This window comes from Micromonospora saelicesensis (assembly GCF_900091575.1).
GTDB classification, from domain to species: Bacteria; Actinomycetota; Actinomycetes; order Mycobacteriales; family Micromonosporaceae; genus Micromonospora; species Micromonospora saelicesensis.
Genome location: NZ_FMCR01000004.1, coordinates 204,159 through 221,672 on the forward strand (window position 1 = coordinate 204,159; position 17,514 = coordinate 221,672).

Genomic DNA, 17,514 nt, shown 5'->3' on the forward strand with positions numbered 1-17,514 from the left:
GTCAGCCCTTCATGGCCACGGCCGGCGGCGCGGTCTCGTCACCGGTGAGGCTCTTCTGCGCGGTAGCGGTGAACGCGGTGCCGCTGCCGGTCAGCTTGGCCTGGAACATCGGCTGGAGCAGCGCGTGGTCGGCAGCCCGGATGGTCATCTTGCCCTTGACCCCGTCGAAGCTCCAGCCCTCCAGGGCGGTGACCATCTTGTCGACGTCGTCCCCACCCTCCTGCGCGGCCCGGACCACCATCTGCGCGGCGGCGAAGCCGTCCGGGTGGAACAGGTCGATGGTGTTGACCTTGGCCTTCAGCGCCTTGCTGGCCTCGGTGTCGCTGGCACCGTCGAAGTAGTGCGACAGGAAGGAGATCTTCGCGCCGGCAGCACCGAAGGTCGGCCACGAGGCGCGGATGTCCAGGCCGGTGACGACAGTGGTGGACGAGAGAACGCCCTGCTGGTCGAGGGTCTGCCACATGGCCGGGGCGGTCGTGCCCGCCCACGCCACGAAGAGCAGGTCCGGCTTGGCGGCCTTGATCTGGCTGGCGAACGGGGTGAACTCGGTGGCACTGGCCGGGGCCCGGACGCTGCTCACGGTCGCGCCCGCACTGCCGATGACGGCCTTGACGGCGGCCTCGTTGGCGTCACCGAAAGCGCCGTCCTGGGCGAAGACCACTACCTTCTTGCCGGCGGGGTCTCCGATGAACGACTTGGCGGTCACCACATCCTGGTAGGACTGCCGACCGGAGCGGAAGGTGTACTTGTTCGCGCCGGTCACCGCGTCCGTGGCGGCCGGGCCGGAGATGAACAGCACCTTGTTCTGCGCCGCGATCGGCGCCACCTGGAGCGCCACACCCGAGGCGGTGGAGCCGGCGATGATCTTCGTGCCCTTGCCGATCAGGTCCTTCGCCGCGGAGACCGCCTTGGCCGGGTCGCCCGCGTCGTCCACCTCGGTCAGCTCGATCTTCCGGTCACCGACCTTGCCGGTGCCCTTGGTGGCGAAGTCCAGCCCCGCCTTGAACCCCTCGATGTACTGCTTTCCATAGCTGGCCAGGGCTCCCGACTGGGAGTACACCAGGCCGACCTTGACCGGCGCGGCACTGTCGCCGCCGCCGGTGGCGGTGTCCTGCGGGCTGCCACAGGCCGTGGCGGCCAGCGCCGCGGCCATCATCGTGGCGGCGGAGAGGAACGCCCGCCGCGTCGTCCGGACCGTCATTGCGACTCCACATGAGGACTCAGAGGGAGAGAACTTCTTCGTGACGGCTCACGCTAGAAGTGACGTCACCCACGAGCTATGTGGCGGAAACACACAAGTAACAGGAATGAGGTGGCCGGAGGTTACAACGGGCCGCACTACCAGCCGGGAGCCCACGCCCTCGATGGCCCGAACCCCCACGGACCGCCCGAGCCGTGTGTCGCCCCGCACCATTCGCCCGGTTCGGTCAGGGCCACCCCTTCAAGATCGTGCTCGATCCTGGTTGTAGTGGCCTCGGGCCGCAGCGACACCACTACTTCCTGGATCGAGTGCGATCTTGCGGCGGACAGCGTCCGAGGAGCGGACGTCATCCTGCGTTTGCGGGCGAACCCGCCCGGACGTGCCGCTGGCCCGCCGTCCGGGTGGCGGACGACGGGCCAGCGTGTGGGCCGGGCATGGTCGGCCCGGTGGTCGACTCGGAGCGGATCAGCTCCGGGCCGAGATGTGGGTCAGCGGCCGGCGAGGGCGGCGACGGCAGTGTCCGGGTGGTCGCTGAAGACACCGTCGAGGCCCAGGCCGAGGAAGAGTTCGTACTCGGCGGTGATGTCGCCGCGCGCGTTCGGGTCGGTGCCGATCCGGAAGTCCACCGGGAGGAACTGGTTCTCGGCGCGGAACGTCCAGGAGTGCACGAGCAGGTGTTCCCGGTGTGCGTCGCGTACCACTGTGGTGGGGGCGAGCAGGGCGCCGGCGGCGTTCCGGGGGACGATCAGGTTCTTGTTAGCGCCGATGCCGTCGGCGTACCCGGCGATCCACTTCAGCCCGGCCGGCGTGGCCAGTTCCTGGTAGGTGCGGGTGTCACCGGCGGCGGTGAAGTCGTACGGGCGGCCGGTCGCGTCGAGCAGTTGGACCAGCTTCACGTCGGTCAGCCGGCTCAGGCGGCGCAGGTTGGCCGTCTCGAACGACTGGATGAAGACCGGCGAGTTCTTCCGGTCAAGCTTGTTCTGCCGCAGCACCCGGAGCAGTGGCTCCTCCAACGGCAGTCTGATCGAGGCGAAGTAGCTCGGGTGCTTGGTCTCCGGGTAGATGCCGATGGTGCGGCCCCGTGCCCGCCCCTCGGTCCGGGCCAGGTCGATGACCTCCTGGAGGGTGGGCACCTCGAAGCGGCCGTCGAAGGCGGTGTTCGCCACGCGCACCTGCGGCAGCCGCTCCTTGGCCCGTAACGTCTTCAGCTCGGCGAGGGTGAAGTCCTCGGTGAACCAGCCGGTCACCGCGACACCGTCGATGGTCTTCGTCGCCTTGCGGGACGCGAACTCCGGGCGGGTCGACACGTCGGTGGTGCCGGAGATCTCGTTCTCGTGCCGGGCGACCAGCACGCCGTCGGAGGTGGAGACCAGGTCCGGCTCGATGTAGTCGGCACCCATCCGGATCGCCAACCGGTACGCCTCGAGCGTGTGCTCCGGCCGGTAGCCGCTGGCGCCCCGGTGACCGATCACGATTGGTCGGTCGTTGGCCCGGGAGTGGTCCGCGTTCGTGGCCGGCTCGGCGGCCGCGATGGTCGGCAGGGCCACGGCGGCGGCGAGCAGAACGCCGGCCACGCCGAGGGTCGAGAGGGTACGTCGCAACGCCGTCTCCTGTCATCGGTGGTCCGGGTAAGCAGACCGCCCGTGATTTGCCAGGAGTTGGTCGATGGCTGGCCGGCAGATGAATCTCCGGAATGCCCGTTCCCACTCCAGGGCCACGGGCGGACAGGAAGATTGTCTGGTGCGCCGGTCTTTCCGCAATCCCGTGCGGCTGGTGCCGTTCGCGTTCCTGGTGCCGATCCTGCTCGGTACCGGGTTGCTCATGATGCGCTGGGCGACCACTGAACACGTACGCCCACCCCTGGTCACCGCGCTCTTCACCTCCACCTCGGCCGTGTCGGTCACCGGCATGGCCATCACCGACACCCCGAACTACTGGTCCGGCTGGGGACTGCTGGTGATCACCCTGCTCACCCAGCTCGGCGGCCTCGGCATCCTCACCGTCGCGGCGTTGGTCATCCTGGTGGTCTCCAGCCAGCTCGGGCTGCGCAACCGGTTGCTGGTGCAGGCCGAGACGGGCGAGTTCGGCATCGGTGACGTGGGCCGGTTGCTCCGCCGGATCGCGCTGACCGTCTTCGCCTGCGAGGCGGTGATGACCGTGCTGGTCGCCGGTCGGCTCTGGCTGACCTACGACTACCCCTTCGGGCAGGCCCTCTGGTCGGGCGTCTTCCACGCCGTGCAGGCGTTCAACAACGGTGGCTTCGCGCTCTACACCGAGGGCCTGCTGGCCTTCAGCCGTGACCCGTGGGTGTCGCTGCCCCTGGCGATCGGCGCGATCATCGGCGGTCTCGGGTTTCCCGCGCTCTTCGAGGCGGTCCGCGAGTGGCGTCAGCCGGTGCACTGGGCGGTGGCGACGAAGTTGACCATCTGGGGCAGCGCGGCGCTGCTGCTGGTCGGCTTCGCCGGCCTGCTCGCCGCCGAGTGGACCAACGTGAGCACGATCGGCCAGTACGACGTACCCGGGAAGATCCTCGCATCGTTCACCCAGATCGCGCTGAGCCGCACCGGCGGCTACAGCGTCCTGAACATCGCCGACCTCCAGGAGGAGAGCTATCCCCTGCTGATCGTGCTGATGTTCATCGGCGGCGGCAGCGCCAGCACGGCCGGCGGCATCAAGGTCTCCACGTTCTTCCTGCTGGCGTTCACCATCTGGGCGGAGCTGCGGGGCGAGCCCGACGTGACGATCGGGCACCGGCGGGTGGCCACCGCGAGCCAGCGACAGGCCCTCACCGTGGCGTTGCTCAGCGTCGCGCTGGTGACGGTCGGGACCATGCTGTTGCTGCTGCTCACCGAGGGCGTCCGCTTCGTCGCGGCCCTGTTCGAGATCACCTCGGCGTTCAGCACCACCGGTCTGACCATCGGTCTGGCCGCCGAACTGCCGGCCGGCGGCCAACTGGTGCTGACCGTGCTGATGTTCATCGGTCGGGTCGGGACGCTCACCCTGGGGTCGGCGATCGCCCTGAACACCCGACGCCGGCTCTACCGCTATCCCCAGGAGCAACCCATTGTCGGCTAGGGCGTGTTTCGGAAGTGTCGGCCGGCCCGCACGTCGGAGACGCACCAGTGGAAGCAGGGAGGGCCGAGGTGTCGGCTAGACGCGCGGACAGCGGCGGCATCGTGGTGATCGGGCTGGGTCGATTCGGCTGCCACCTGGCCGGGTCGCTGGCCCGGATGGACCGCGAGGTGTTGGCCATCGACCGCAGCCCGGCGAAGGTGCAGCGCTGGTCGGCGCAGCTCGACCGGGTGGTTCAGGCCGATGCGACCGAGGAGGGGGCGCTGCGGCAGCTGGGCATCACCAGTTTCGGGCGGGCGGTGGTGGCCATCGGGGCCTCGGTGGAGGCGAGTGTGCTCACCGTGTTGGCGCTGGTCGAGCTGGGTGTGCCCCAGATCTGGGCGCGGGCCACCTCGCAGAAGCACGCCAAGATCCTGGCGTCGGTGGGCGCGCACCACGTGATCTTTCCGGAGGCGGAGACCGGAGACCGGGTCGCGCACCTGATCGTCAGCCGGTTGCTCGACTTCATCGAGTTCGACGACGACTTCGCCATCGCCACCGTCCGGGTGCCGGAGTCCCTGGTCGGGCGCACCCTGCTCGACCTGAAACCGGAGGAGCGCTTCGGGGTACGCGTGGTCGGTGCCAAGCTGCCGGGCGAACGCTTCCGGTACACCTCGGACGACACGGCGCTCCCCCAGGGCGGGGTGCTCATCGTCGAGGGTGGGATCGACCAGGTGCAGCAATTCGCGGGGATGCGCTGACTGCTCCGCAGGGCGAGACCGATCGGGGCCGTCGGACCAACTGGTCCAACGGCCCCGAAGTGTGGCGTCACGGTGTGGCCTGCTCACTTCCGGTGACCACGCGGCCCCTTGGTCACCTTCCCGCTTTTCCCGGACCACCACCGGCGGCCTTCGCGGCCTTCGCAGGCTTCGCCGGGGCCTTCGCAGGCTTCGGCGGCTTGGCCTTCGACGCGCCGCCGCCCGAACCGGAGCCGGTGGGCACCTTCGCTGCCTTGGGCGGAGCCTTCGTCGTGGCGGCCTTGCTCGGCGGGGCCGTGGACGGCGCACTGCCGGCGACGCCGGAGACCCGAACCCCGCAGGTCGCCTCGCCGAGCCGGAACTCCACCGGCAACGGGTTCGCCCCGCTGTACTTACCCGTGAGGGTCACCTTCTCGGCCGCACCAGGGGCCAGCGTGGTGCGCTGGGCCGCCGGTCGGATCAACACGGTGCTTCCCTGCTGGTGCACCGGCGCGGGCTCCGCCTTCGTCACCTTCTGCTGCCCGGGGAAGGTGAAGCTCATCGCCCAGTCCCGCAGCTCACGGCCACCGGTGTTGGTCAAGGTCAGTTCGGCGGCGAACTCGGTGCCGGAGTCGGTGCGCAAGGCGTACGCCACCTCGCAGGGCGCCGCCGCCGGCAGACCCATCCGAGCCTCGGTCGTCGGCCGGTCCCCGCCGCTGGCCGGGCTGCGCGAGGTGAACCCCCACATGGCGCCGGTGACCGCGATCAGCCCGACGGCGGCCACTCCGGCCTCCACCCGCCGACGCCGGGTCACCCGCTGCTGCGTCCGACGGTCCCGGTTGCGGGTCCGCGACAGCGGCAACGCGTCGGTCGCCGCCGACCAGGGCAGGATCGTGGTACGCGCACTGCCGAGCATGGCCGCGTCAAGCGGCCCGGCGGCCGGGGAGACCGGCACCGCCGCGAGCATGCCGGCCGCCTCGGCGAGCGTCCGGGTCAGCTCGGCGGTGGCCGGCCGGTCGGCGGGCCGCTTGGCCAGGCAGCGTCCGACCAGGTCGGCCACCCCGTCGGGCAGCCCCGGGACGGTGGGCATCGGCTCCGGGTCGTTGTACATGTGGGCGCGCAGCATCTGGGTGGTCGTGCTGGCCAGCCACGGCAGTCGGCCGGTGAGCATCCGGTAGAGCAGCAGCCCAACGGCGTACACGTCGGTGGCCGGGGAGACCTGGCCGTTGTCCAGCCGCTCCGGGGCGAGGTACGCGGGAGTGCCCAACAGCGCGCCGTCCGGGCCCTTCTCGCTCTCCCCGACGAGCGCGGAGATGCCGAAGTCGACCACCTTGACCCCGGTCGAGGTGAGCATGACGTTGCCCGGTGTGACGTCGCGGTGCACCACCCCGCGAGCGTGCGCGGTGGCCAGCGCCGAGCTGACCTCGGCGCCGATGGTCACCGCCTCCCGCCACGGCAGCTGGCTCTCCCGGCCCAACCGGCTGGCCAGCGAAGCGCCGTCGACCAGCTCCATCACCACGTACGGCACGGTCAGACCGACCTGCTCGGACTCGCCGTAGTCGTACACGTTGGTGATGTTGGGGTGGCAGAGCCGCGCGGCGGCCTGCGCCTCGATCCGGATGCGGTGGCGGAAGGCCCGGTCGCTGGCCAGCCGGGAGGCCAGCACCTTCACCGCGACCTGGCGGCCGAGCACCTCGTCGTAGCCACGCCACACCACCGACATGCCGCCCGCGCCGAGCTGCTCGATCAGCCGGTACCGCTCATCGAGCAATTGCGCGCCGTTTCGGTCCTCACCACCCATGGTGAGCGATGTTGCCCAGGAACGGCCGGCCTACACCTGGGGTATCGGAATCGGTCAGGATTGTCACCCGATCAGGCGGTAGCCAGCAGTTGGTCCACCGGGGCGTAGTCGTCGGTCAACACCATCGCCCCGCCGACGAAGTCCGTCAGCGCCGCACCGGACAGCAGGCTGACCTTCGGGTCCACCTCGGCCAGCCGGGCCCGAACGGCTTCCAGCGGCAACGGCGCGTCGGAGCCGACGATGAGGAAGTTGGAGCCCTGCTCCTGGGCGAGCGCTTCCGGCGGCGCGATCAACGCGACGTGCCCGAACTCGGCGGCCACCGTGGCCAACTCGGCGCGGATGAACCGCAGCGGTGGGTAGTCGATGACGTTCTGCACGTACACGCCACCCGGGCGGGTCACCCGCCGGACGTCGGCGGCCATCTCCCGGGTGGCCAGGTGCCAGGGCACCACCAGGTGCCCGAACGCATCACCGACCACCAGGTCACGGCTGTCGGTCGGCTCACCGGCGACCAGCATCCGGGCGTCGCCCACCACCGCCCGCAGCTCCGGCCCCGGCCGTACGCCCAGTTCCTGCTCACCCAGCTCGACCAGCCCGCCGTCGATCTCGAACACCAGGTTGTCGGTGCCCGGCCGGGTCGCGGTCAGGTAGCGCGGCACTGTGAACCCACCACCGCCCAGGTGCAGCGCGTCCAGGCGCTGACCGGCCGGTGCGACGACGTCGCCGACCGCGCCGATCCACTTCGTGTACGCGTACTCCAGGTGTTTCGGGTCGGCGAGGTCCACGTACGAGTGCTGGGCGGAGTTGAGCAGCAGCGTCCGCCCGCTGGGCCGGGCGGGGTCCGCGGTGACCCGGGCGCAGTGGTAAGCCGTCTCGATGTCGCACGGGTTGGGCGCCACGGTGGTCAGCCCCGCCCCGGCCAGGCCGAGCACGGCCAGCGCGGCCCGGGCCCGGGCCGGACCGGGCAGCTCGGTGGGCTCCTGCCGGCGCAGGTACCAGCCGAGGCCGATGCCGACCAGCCCGAGCGCGAGCGCAAGGGCCAGCAGGATGACGGTGCTGCGCAGCGCGGCGACCAGCACGAACCCGGTGAGCAGGGTTGCGGTGATGCCGCCCAGGGTGCCGATCCCGGAGAGTCGACCGACCACCTGGCCGGTGCGGCGCAGGTCGGCGAGCTGGAGTTTCACGACCAACGGGGTGACCGCTGCCAGCAGCGCGGCCGGAACGAACACCGCCAACGCGACCAGCAGCAGGATGCCGCTGGCGGCACCACCGCGCAGCACCTCACCGGCGTACCGGACGACGGGCAGGGTGATCGCGGTGGCGATGCCGGCCAGCACCAACGCCGGTGCCAGCAGGCCCCGCGGGTTGCGCCGGTCGGCCAGCCAACCGCCGGACCACGCCCCGTACGCGATCGCGGCCAGCGCGATGCCGATCACCGAGCTGGTCACCTGGAGGGTCACCCCGACGTACGGGCCGACCAGGCGCAGCGCGACGGTCTCCAGCACCAGCACGGCACCGCTGGAGAAGAAGACCAGGAAGGCGGCCAGGCCGTTGGGCAGCGCCCGGCCGGTGACCGGCACGGGCGGGGCCGGGGGTGCCGGCAGGGCCGCTACGTCGGACGGTGGGGAGCTCATCGTCGCGATGGTACGCAGCGAAGCTGGTGCTTCGGGTCAGTACATCGAGAGATGAACATGGTTCGTGTGGGACGCCGCCGGAGAGCCGCTTCCACTGTACGAGCGCCAACCGGTGCCGGGATGCCAGATCTGCCGGTACCAGATCACGTAGAGCACGCCCAGCCGGTCGGCGTTGCGCACGTGCCAGGCGGCCAGGCTGTCCCCGTACGCCTTGTCGCCGCCGGTCGCGTTCTTGTCCTCGAAGCCGTTCGTGGCGGCCGAGAAGTCGCAGGCCCGGCCCTTCGGATGCTCGCCGCTGCCACCGCTGCGCTTGCAGGAGACGTGCCGCTTGTAGCCGGCGGCCTGGGTCTGCTTGAGCGCGTTGAGGGTGCGCGGAGTGATGCACCCGGAGGTGGTCGGGTCCTTCACCGAGCAGGATTCCGACGGCCACGACCCGTCGGAGTTACGCGGCGCCGGCTTGGCCGAGCTGGAGCTGCCACCGCTGAAACCGTTGCTGCCGCCGGAGCTGACCTCGGCCAACGCCTCCTCGGCTTCCTTCTTCTTCTTCGCCATCACGGCGAGTTGCTTCTGCTGCTCGCGGACCTCGGCGTCGATGGCGACCTTGGCCTGCTGCGCCTGCTGCCGGGCTTCGGTGAGGTCACGCAGCCGCTTGCTGTCCCGCTGGGCCATCAGGTCGAGGTCACCCGCGCGTTGCAGGAACGCCTCCGGCGTGGCGGTGTTGAGCAGCATCGAGACCGCGCTCAGCCGACCCACCCGGTACGACTGCGCGGCCACCTCGCCCACCTGGCTGCTGAGCCCGACCAGCCGACCCTCCAGCGTCGTCAGCTCGCCGGTCAGCGCCGTCTGGCGACGCTTGGAGTTGTCCAGCTTGGCCTTGGCCTCGATGTGACCCTTGGCGGTCAGCTCCAGCGCGTCCTGCAACTTCTTGCTGCCGCCCTCGCCAGGCTCCGCGTACGCGGGCACGGCGGCACCGCCGAGCACCAGCGCGATGGCGGCGAGCAGGGCGAACAGAGCGCGGCGACCGAGCCGCGGGCTGAGCCTGGTCCTGGGCACGAAAGCGTCCTTCCGTCGACCGCCGGCCCCCGATGAACACTGCACGGCGGCGCCGGTCGGCGGCCTGCTGGCGGAGACCGCCGGTCACGATACCGGATCGTGGGCCGGTGACCAGCCCGCTGACCCTCGGGCCGCCCGGATGTCGACGGAGCGTCCCAACGTGGTCGCGCAGCGCGCGGATCAGGTGCTCAGAAGCGCGTCGCGCACCTCGGCCCAGACCTGCTCGTTGGCCGCGACGAGCAGACCGCGGCCGTCGTCGGCGGGGTGGTAGTCGACGCCGTCGAACCGGCGGGCGACACCCCCGGCGGCACGGACCAGCACGGTGCCCGGGGCGTGGTCCCAGGGCAGGGTGCGCCAGAAGAGGACGAACTGCTGCTCGCCGGTGAGGATGTCCAGGTACTCCCGACCGGCGCAGTGCTGGCCGGGCAGCAGCTCACCGAGCCGCCGACCGCCGGCACGGACCCGGTCGCGGGTCTCCGGCGGCAGGAACTTGGTCATCGCCGCGCCGCGCAGCTCGCCGAACGGCGGCACCGAGCCGGAGCCGTCCACAGGTCGGCCGTCGAGCAGGGTGCCCTCGTCCGCCGAGCCGGCGGCGAGAGTGCCGGCGAGCGGGTCCAGGATCCAGCCGGCGGTCGGCCGCCCGTCGGTCAGCAGCGACACCATCAGGGCGAACGGCCGGCGACCGGCGGCGAAGTTGGCGGTCCCGTCGACCGGGTCGACCAGCCAGACGTCCCCACTGTCGCGGAGGTGCCGCAGCAACCCCGGATCGTCGGCGACACCCTCCTCGCCGACCACCATCGAGCCCGGGCGCAGCCGGCGCAGCCCCGCCGAGAGCAGCTCCTCGGCCCGGCGGTCGGCGACAGTGACCACCTCGCCGGGCGCCTTCTCCGACACGTCGTCGTCGTCGAGCTTGCGGAACAGTGGCAGCACGACCTGGTCGGCGGCCTCCCAGAGCAGGCCACCGACGTCGTCCAGCAGGGTGTCAGCCACGCGGCGGCAGCTTGACCACGCTGACGAAGAACTCGTCGATCTGACGGACCACCGAGATGAAGCGCTCGAAGTCCACCGGCTTGGTCACGTAGGCGTTGGCGTGCAGCTGGTAGCTGCGCAGAATGTCCTCGTCGGCCTGCGAGGTGGTGAGCACCACCACCGGGATCCGGCGCAGGTCCTGGTCTTTCTTGATCTCTTCCAGCACCTCCCGGCCGTCGCGCCGGGGCAGGTTGAGGTCGAGCAGGATCAGGTCGGGCGCCACCGCGTCGGCGTACTGACCCTCCCGGCGCAGGTAGGCGAGCGCCTCGGCCCCGTCGGAGACGACGGTCAGCCGGTTACGCAGCTTGTGTTCCTCGAACGCCTCCTGGGTCATCAGCACGTCACCCGGGTCGTCCTCGACGAGCAGGACCTCGATCGGGCTCTTGCCATCCGCCGGCGCGGTCATCCCACCGTCTCCCTCATGTCACCCGTTCTACCGCTTCCCAGCGTCTCGTCGGCCCGGTCCGGCTGGTCCGGGCCGTCGGCCTGCTCCGTCAGCGCTGCCGGAGCCTCGGTCGAGGGCGCCGTGTCGCCCACGGTCGGGGCGTCCGGCTCCTCAGCGGAATCGGCGGCGGCAGCCGCCGCGACGTCCTCGGGAAGTGCCGGCAGGGTGAACCGGATCGCGGTGCCCTCCGGCACGTCGGTGTCCACCCAGACGCGGCCGCCGTGGTACTCGACGATCTTCTTGACGATCGCCAACCCGATCCCGGTGCCCGGGTACGCGTCCTTCGAGTGCAGCCGCTGGAAGATGACAAAGATCTTGTCGGCGAACTCCGGCTCGATCCCGATGCCGTTGTCCTGGCAGGTGATCTCCCACTCGGCGCCCACCAACCGGGCCGAGACGTGCACCTTCGACGGCACGTCCGGGCGGCGGAACTTGATCGAGTTGCTGACCAGGTTGGCCAGCAGGTTGGTGAGCAGCGGTTCCTCACCCGAGATCACCGGCAGCTCGTCCCAGGTCAACTCGGCGTCCGCGTACTGCCGGGCGGCCTCGGTCTGGCCGGCCACGTCGCCCATCACCTTGTTGAGGTCGACCTCGACGAAGCCGGTGGTGAGCCGTCCGATCCGGGAGAACGCGAGCAGGTCGTTGATCAGGCGCTGCATCCGTTGCGCGCCGTCCACCGCGAACGCGATGTACTGGTCGGCCCGCTCGTCGAGCTGCCCGGCGTAACGGCGCTGGAGCAGCTGGCAGAAGCTGGCGACCTTACGCAGCGGCTCCTGGAGGTCGTGCGAGGCCACGTACGCGAACTGCTCCAGGTCGCGGTTGGACCGGGTCAGCTCCTCGGCCTGCTTCTGGAGCTGGCTGTTGACCCACTCGATGCGCTCGCGGGCGGCCCGGACCTCGGCCAGGTCGGCGGCGATCTTCTGCCGCATCGCATCCACGTCCTCGCCGAGCTGGATGAACTCCGGCGGCCCGACGGTGGCGATGCGGTGCTGGTAGTCGCCCTCGGCGACCTCGCGGACCTGGGTGGCGAGGCCGGTCAGTGGCCGGACCACCATCCGGTCCAGCGAGAGCAGCAGCACCGCACCGGCCACGACCACCACCAGGGCGGCCACGATCAGCAGGACGACCAGCACGTTGCTGCTGGTACGCACGTTGGTGGCGGTCTGCTCCCGGGCGGCCAGGACCTCCGACTGGAGGTCGTTCACCGCCGAACGCACCTCGTCGAACTGCTGCCGGGCCGCTTCGGTGACCAACGCCTGGCCGGCGGTGGTGCCGCTCTGCTCGGTGGTGACGATCACCGGCTCCGCGACCGACCGCCGCCACTGCGTGACACGCTCCTCGACGGTCCGCAGCTCCTGGCTGATCTCTGGATAGTCGTCGAGCAGCGTCCGCATCGAGGCGATGACGCTCTGCTCCTGGGCGAGCCCTTCCCGGTAGGGGTTCAGGTCGTCCTGGTCACCGCTGACCGCGTACCCGCGGATCGCCGTCTCCTGGTCGAGCAGCGCGTTGAGCAGTTCCTGCGACTGCACCCGCAACGGGCCGGTCTCGTTCAGGACCGCGTCGATCTGGGTGCGGTTGCGAGCGGCCATCGCCGCTTCCGCGCCGGCCAGCCCGATCAACAGGAAGCCCACGACGGTGAGCAGGGTGATCACCCGGCGGCGGAGACTCCAGCCGCCGACCACCGGCCTCACCGGCCACCGCCCCGGCTGACCAGCAGCATGGCCACGTCGTCGGCGAGCGGGCCACCGTTGAGCCGCTCGGCCCGCCCGACCAACCACGCCGGCAGCTCGGGCAGCGACACCGAACGGTTGGCCGGCTCGTCCAGCAAGCCACTGAGGCCCGGCACGTCGAGCCGTTCGTTGCCGGCGCCCACCCGCCCCTCGATCAGGCCGTCGGTGTACATCAACAGGGACCAGTCATCGGTGTCGAACTCCAGGTCGTAGGCGATCGGCCGGCGAGGTCGTACGCCCAGCAGCAGGCCGCCGGGCGCGGGCACCGGGGCGACCCGGCCGCCGGAGAGCAGCAGCGGTGGCGGGTGCCCGGCCAGTCGGACGGTGGCCCGGTTGGCGTCCAGATCCAGTCTGACGGTGGCCACCGTCGCGAAGATCTCCTGGAGGCGGCGCTCACTCATCAGCACCTGCTCCAGGGCGGGCAGCACCTCGTCGTCCGGCACCCGGGCGAGCACCAGGGCACGCCAGGCCACCCGCAGCTCGACCCCGAGCGCGGCCTCGTCCACCCCGTGCCCACAGACGTCGCCGACGATCAGGTCGAGGCGGTCCGGGTGGGTCTGCACCACGTCGAAGAAGTCTCCGCCGATCAACGCGGCGTGCCGGCCCGGCCGGTAGAAGGTGTGCACCGCGACCTCGTCGGTCGTCATCAGCGGTTGGGGCAGCAGACCGCGTTCGAGTCGGGCCGACTCGGCCTGGCGCAGCTCGACCTCCCGCAACCGGCGGGCGTTCTCGTCGGCGCGCTTACGCTCCACGGCGTAGCGCAGCGCCCGGGTCAGCAGCACCCCGTCGACCTGGCCCTTGACCAGGTAGTCCTGGGCACCCTCGGCGACCGCCACGACGCCCAGGTGCTCGTCCGTGCGGCCGGTCAGCACGCAGACCGCGGCGCCGCTGGACATCTCCAACACCTGGCGCAGCCCGTCCAGCCCCTGCGCGTCCGGCAGGCCCAGGTCGAGCAGGACGCAGTCGACGTCGCTGATCCGCTGCCGCGCCTCCCGGAGGCTGGTGGCGACCAGCAGGTCGATCATCGAGTTCGTCTCGGCGAGCAGCTCACCGACCAGGAAGGCGTCGCCCTCGTCGTCCTCCACCAGCAGCACCCGCAGCCGCTCACCGGGCGGCAGGTTGGCGTGCCGCGCCAGGCCACCGTGCGGGTACGGCACAACTGGGGAACCGGCCAAGCCGGCCCCCCGGTGCGGCCGGGTCACCGCCGCCAGACGCGGGAGTTCGCTGGTGATGTCGGGCTCCTTCCGAGTGCCCTGCTGATCCTGTATTAGACAACGGTCGCACACAACACGACGCCTGCGGCGCGGGCGGGGATGGGGCGCATCACTGCTCGGCCATGGACAAACCGGGCGGCTGATGGACGCGGGACCCACCGGCCATCCCATCCGCAGCGCCCGACGGGCAGGATGATCCCACCCCAGGCCCCACCACCCCCCGAGGAGTTCCCGTGGGCGCACCCACCACCCCGGTCACGACGGGCACGCCGCCCCGTCCGATTCCGGGCGTACACCCTGCCAGCCGCGCGCTGACCCGGCCGCGGCGGCGGCTCGTGGCCGCCGCGGCGGCGCTGGTCGCGCTGGCCGCGGTCGGCGCCGGCAGTCTGCTCGACCTGCGCACCCCGGCCCCGAAGTCGGCCGACGCGCCAGCCGGCGCGTTCAGCGCCGGCCGCGCGTACGAGGACGTCCAGGTGATCGCCGCCCGGTCGCACGTCGCCGGCAGCCCGGCCAACGAAGAGGTCCGCGCGCATTTGGAGCAGCAGTTGCGGGGGCTGGGCCTGGAGACCGAGGTGCAGGACACGGTGGCACCGGAGGCCGGTCAGCTCAGCGGAGCAGCGGGCGGGGCGACAGTGGCCCGGGTCCGCAACGTGGTGGCCCGGCTGCCCGGCACCGACTCGACGGGTCGGGTCTTCCTGGTCTCCCACTACGACTCGGTGCAGACCGGGCCGGGCGGCAACGACGACGCGGCCGGCACGTCGACCATCCTGGAGGTGGCCCGCGCGCTGACCACCGGCCCCCGTCCGCGCAACGACATCGTCTTCGTGCTGACCGACGCCGAGGAGGCGTGCCTCTGCGGCGCGGCCGCGTTCGCGGCCAGCCACCCGCTGGCCGCCGACGGCGGTGTGGTGCTCAACCTGGAGGCGCGGGGCTCCACCGGGCCGGTGATCATGTTCGAGACGTCCCGGAACAACGCGAAGCTGGTGGACATCTTCGGTCGGGCCGCCCCACACCCGGTCGGCACCTCGTTCGCGGTGGAGATCTACCGCGCGCTGCCCAACGACACCGATTTCACCGCCTTCCTCGATCAGAAGTTCGTCGGGCTGAACTCGGCGTACATCGACGGCGGCGCGATCTACCACACGCCGTTGGACACCCCGGCCGCCATGGACCGGGGCAGCCTCCAGCAGCACGGGGACAACGCGTTGGGCCTGGCCCGGGAGTTCGGTGACACCGACCTGACCGACCTGCGCTCCGGGCACGACGCCACCTACTTCCCCGTCCCCGGCGGGCTGGTCCGCTACCCGGGCTGGCTCACAGTGCCGCTGGCCCTGCTCGCGGTGGCCCTGGTTGGCACCCTGGGCTGGCTGACCCGCCGGAGCGGGCGGGCCAGCACCGGCCGACTGGCCGCCGGCTTCGCGCTGGCCCTGGTGCCGATCGTCGCCGCGCCGGTCGCCGCCCAACTGCTCTGGCTGGCCATCACCACGATCCGACCGGGGTACGCGGAGCTGCTCGACCCGTACCGGCCGATCTGGTACCGGCTGGCCGTCCTGGCGCTCGCCACCGCCATCCTGTTCACCTGGTACGCGCTGACCCGCCGCCGGATCGGCCCGGCCGCGCTCGCCGTCGGCGGGCTGGCCTGGCTGGCCCTGCTCGGGGTGCTGCTCGCCGTGGCGGTGCCGGGTGGGGCGTACCTCACCACAGTGCCGGCGCTGGCCGGCGCCCTCGGCGGGCTGGTCGCGCTGCGTACCCGGCAGACCGGACCGTGGCCGGTGGTGGCCGTGACGGCCGCCGCGGCCGTGGGTGTGGTCATCCTGCTGCCCACAGTGGTGCTGCTCTTCCCCGCGCTGGGGATGGCCATGGGCGGGGTGGCCGCGCTGGTCGCAGTGCTGCTCGGCCTGGTCGCCCTGCCGGTGGTCGACCTGCTGCACCCGCAGGCCGGCGGCCAGCGTGGTCTGCTCGCGCTGCGGGCCCGGCGGCTCGCGGTGCTGCCGGCCGGCGCCGCCGCCGTGGCGGCGGTGGTGCTCGCCGGGGTCGGCCTGGGTGTCGACCGCTTCGACGCCGCCCACCCCGCCCCCACCCACCTGATGTACGCCATGGACGCCGGCACCGGCCAGGCCCGTTGGCTCAGCCACGAGAGCGACCCGCAGCCGTGGACGGACGGCTATGTGGACGGGGTCACCGACGTCGGCGACGACTTCCCCGGGCTCGGCGACGGCGAACTGCGGGCCGGTCCGGCGCAGTCGGCGAACCTGCCGGCACCGAAGCTGGAGGTGCTGGCCGACGCCACTGCGGGCGGCGAGCGCACGCTGCGGCTGCGGCTCACCCCGCAGCGGGCCGCCCGGCTCGCCACCCTGCACGTCGACACGTCGACCGCCACAGTGCTGCGCGCCGAGGTGGCGGGACGGTCGGTTCCGGTGGAGCCCCGCGCCGGGAAGTGGGGCTTCGGGCTGGTGTTCCACGCCCCGCCAGCGGAGGGCATCGAGGTCACGTTGACAGTTCGCCCGATCGCCGGGCAGGTCGCGCTGCGGGCCATGGACGCCAATGACGGGCTGGACGCGCTGCCCGGCTTCCGCCCCCGGCCGCCGGCTGTCGGCGTCGTCGGGTCGCACAGCTCAGAGATGTTGGCGGTCGCCCGCACCTATCCCATCTGAGAGGAAACGGTGGTCCGGCGGAAAGACCGCTCCGTCGGACCACCGTTTCCTCTCTTCCGATCAGCCCACCGGTTCGGGTTGGCCAGCACTTGGCGACGACGGGAAAGACCCGGCTCTCGTCGTAGCGGTCCATCGACGCGTAGGCGAGGGCGGCGGCCACGGCACCGCGCTGACGCCCTCGCGGGCTGACCCTCCACACAGCTACCCCCCTGCGCCCCGACAGCGCTGCTAGCCTGGCGCGTCGCTACAGCTAGCACGGGGGACGGTGCGGCATGAATTGCTCGACGTGCGGGAGCCAGCTCGACCATCCTGGGCAGGGGCACACCTGCCTCGGCGGTGCCACGCCGCTGCCCCAGCCACCCGGGTACTGGCAGGCGGCCCAGTGGGCGCTGGTGACGCTCGCGGCGCTGTTCGCCGGGCTCTCGTTGGTCCGGGCTGCGATCACCGCCGACCTGCTGACGCCGCCGAGCGGAAAGGTCATCTCCGCCCTGTCGATCGCCGGGCCGCTGGCGCTCTTCGCCGCCTTCCTCACCTGGTCGAATGTCACCAAGCGCGTCATCGAGGCACACTCGATCGCTGCGGCGGCGGTCCGCCACTGGGCGATCGGAGCCGGTGCTCTGCTCCTCGCCCTGTCGTACCTCCTGCCGATGAAGACCCCGACCGCCTTCCACGTCGTCCGGGCGGCCGCCGCGATCCTGCTCGGCATCGGCGCCCTGATCACTCACCGCAGAGCCGCGCGCCGGCTCGCTGAGCCGGCCACCCCCGCACCCCAGAGCAACCCCACCGGTACGGGCATCCCGCCACAGCGAATGGACGACGCTCGGCCGGGACAGGCGGGGAGTCAGCCCGCGCGGTTGGCGCTCGACATCGAGACGCAGCCGGAGGACTGGAACGCGTCCCTGTGGGATCCCGAGGTCCAGCGGGACATCGAGCGCCGGCGCCGCCAGCAAACGCCACCCGCCTGA

Annotated in this window: 13 protein-coding genes; 4 read left to right on the forward strand and 9 right to left on the reverse strand. The window is 71.6% G+C overall.

Features of this window, described 5'->3' with window-relative positions:
• Position 1: 1 nt before the first annotated feature.
• The gene (locus GA0070561_RS19095; protein ID WP_091402587.1) at positions 2–1,201 is read right to left on the reverse strand and encodes a substrate-binding domain-containing protein; all 1,200 of its coding nucleotides are present in this window, start codon (positions 1,199–1,201) and stop codon (positions 2–4) included.
• A 488-nt stretch (positions 1,202–1,689) separates the two neighbouring features.
• Positions 1,690–2,802 carry a glycerophosphodiester phosphodiesterase gene (locus GA0070561_RS19100; protein ID WP_091402589.1) on the reverse strand — a complete coding sequence of 371 codons (1,113 nt, stop codon included), beginning with the start codon at positions 2,800–2,802 and terminating at the stop codon, positions 1,690–1,692.
• Positions 2,803–2,941: 139 nt separating this feature from the next.
• Between GA0070561_RS19100 and GA0070561_RS19105 the strand changes: the two genes are divergently transcribed.
• Positions 2,942–4,276 (forward strand): TrkH family potassium uptake protein, encoded by a 1,335-nt coding sequence (locus GA0070561_RS19105; protein ID WP_091402592.1) that lies wholly within the window; start codon positions 2,942–2,944, stop codon positions 4,274–4,276.
• Between the two features lie 68 nt (positions 4,277–4,344).
• A complete protein-coding gene (locus tag GA0070561_RS19110) occupies positions 4,345–5,013 on the forward strand; it encodes a potassium channel family protein (protein ID WP_091402595.1) in 669 nt (222 codons plus the stop codon).
• Positions 5,014–5,125: 112 nt separating this feature from the next.
• On the opposite strand, the gene GA0070561_RS19115 is transcribed toward GA0070561_RS19110, so the two are convergent.
• The 7 genes from GA0070561_RS19115 to GA0070561_RS19145 form a co-directional block, all read right to left on the reverse strand.
• On the reverse strand, positions 5,126–6,790 hold the full coding sequence (locus tag GA0070561_RS19115; protein WP_091402598.1) for a serine/threonine-protein kinase: 1,665 nt from the start codon (positions 6,788–6,790) through the stop codon (positions 5,126–5,128).
• Positions 6,791–6,861: 71 nt separating this feature from the next.
• Positions 6,862–8,424 carry a fused MFS/spermidine synthase gene (locus tag GA0070561_RS19120; protein ID WP_244166313.1) on the reverse strand — a complete coding sequence of 521 codons (1,563 nt, stop codon included), beginning with the start codon at positions 8,422–8,424 and terminating at the stop codon, positions 6,862–6,864.
• Between the two features lie 36 nt (positions 8,425–8,460).
• On the reverse strand, positions 8,461–9,477 hold the full coding sequence (locus tag GA0070561_RS19125) for a coiled-coil domain-containing protein (RefSeq protein ID WP_091402601.1): 1,017 nt from the start codon (positions 9,475–9,477) through the stop codon (positions 8,461–8,463).
• A 180-nt stretch (positions 9,478–9,657) separates the two neighbouring features.
• Positions 9,658–10,467 carry an inositol monophosphatase family protein gene (locus GA0070561_RS19130; protein ID WP_091402604.1) on the reverse strand — a complete coding sequence of 270 codons (810 nt, stop codon included), beginning with the start codon at positions 10,465–10,467 and terminating at the stop codon, positions 9,658–9,660.
• Positions 10,460–10,912 (reverse strand): response regulator, encoded by a 453-nt coding sequence (locus tag GA0070561_RS19135; RefSeq protein WP_030491688.1) that lies wholly within the window; start codon positions 10,910–10,912, stop codon positions 10,460–10,462. Before GA0070561_RS19135 ends, GA0070561_RS19130 begins: the two co-directional genes overlap by 8 nt.
• Positions 10,909–12,642, reverse strand: coding sequence for a sensor histidine kinase (locus tag GA0070561_RS19140; RefSeq protein WP_091402632.1), 1,734 nt, complete (start codon positions 12,640–12,642; stop codon positions 10,909–10,911). The genes GA0070561_RS19135 and GA0070561_RS19140 overlap by 4 nt, the downstream gene beginning before the upstream one ends.
• The gene (locus tag GA0070561_RS19145; protein WP_091402636.1) at positions 12,639–13,838 is read right to left on the reverse strand and encodes a PP2C family protein-serine/threonine phosphatase; all 1,200 of its coding nucleotides are present in this window, start codon (positions 13,836–13,838) and stop codon (positions 12,639–12,641) included. The genes GA0070561_RS19140 and GA0070561_RS19145 overlap by 4 nt, the downstream gene beginning before the upstream one ends.
• 290 nt (positions 13,839–14,128) lie before the next feature.
• On the opposite strand from GA0070561_RS19145, the gene GA0070561_RS19150 reads away from it, so the two are divergent.
• Positions 14,129–16,549, forward strand: coding sequence for a M28 family peptidase (locus tag GA0070561_RS19150; protein WP_425255903.1), 2,421 nt, complete (start codon positions 14,129–14,131; stop codon positions 16,547–16,549).
• Between the two features lie 272 nt (positions 16,550–16,821).
• Positions 16,822–17,514 (forward strand): hypothetical protein, encoded by a 693-nt coding sequence (locus GA0070561_RS33100; RefSeq protein ID WP_141710401.1) that lies wholly within the window; start codon positions 16,822–16,824, stop codon positions 17,512–17,514.

Bases quoted from the DNA above. Each gene is read 5' to 3' on its own strand.
- GA0070561_RS19135 (WP_030491688.1), bottom strand. From the start codon at position 10,912: ATGACCGCGCCGGCGGATGGCAAGAGCCCGATCGAGGTCCTGCTCGTC.
- GA0070561_RS19095 (WP_091402587.1), bottom strand. From the start codon at position 1,201: ATGACGGTCCGGACGACGCGGCGGGCGTTCCTCTCCGCCGCCACGATG.
- GA0070561_RS19120 (WP_244166313.1), bottom strand. From the start codon at position 8,424: ATGAGCTCCCCACCGTCCGACGTAGCGGCCCTGCCGGCACCCCCGGCC.
- GA0070561_RS19115 (WP_091402598.1), bottom strand. From the start codon at position 6,790: ATGGGTGGTGAGGACCGAAACGGCGCGCAATTGCTCGATGAGCGGTAC.
- GA0070561_RS33100 (WP_141710401.1), top strand. From the start codon at position 16,822: ATGAATTGCTCGACGTGCGGGAGCCAGCTCGACCATCCTGGGCAGGGG.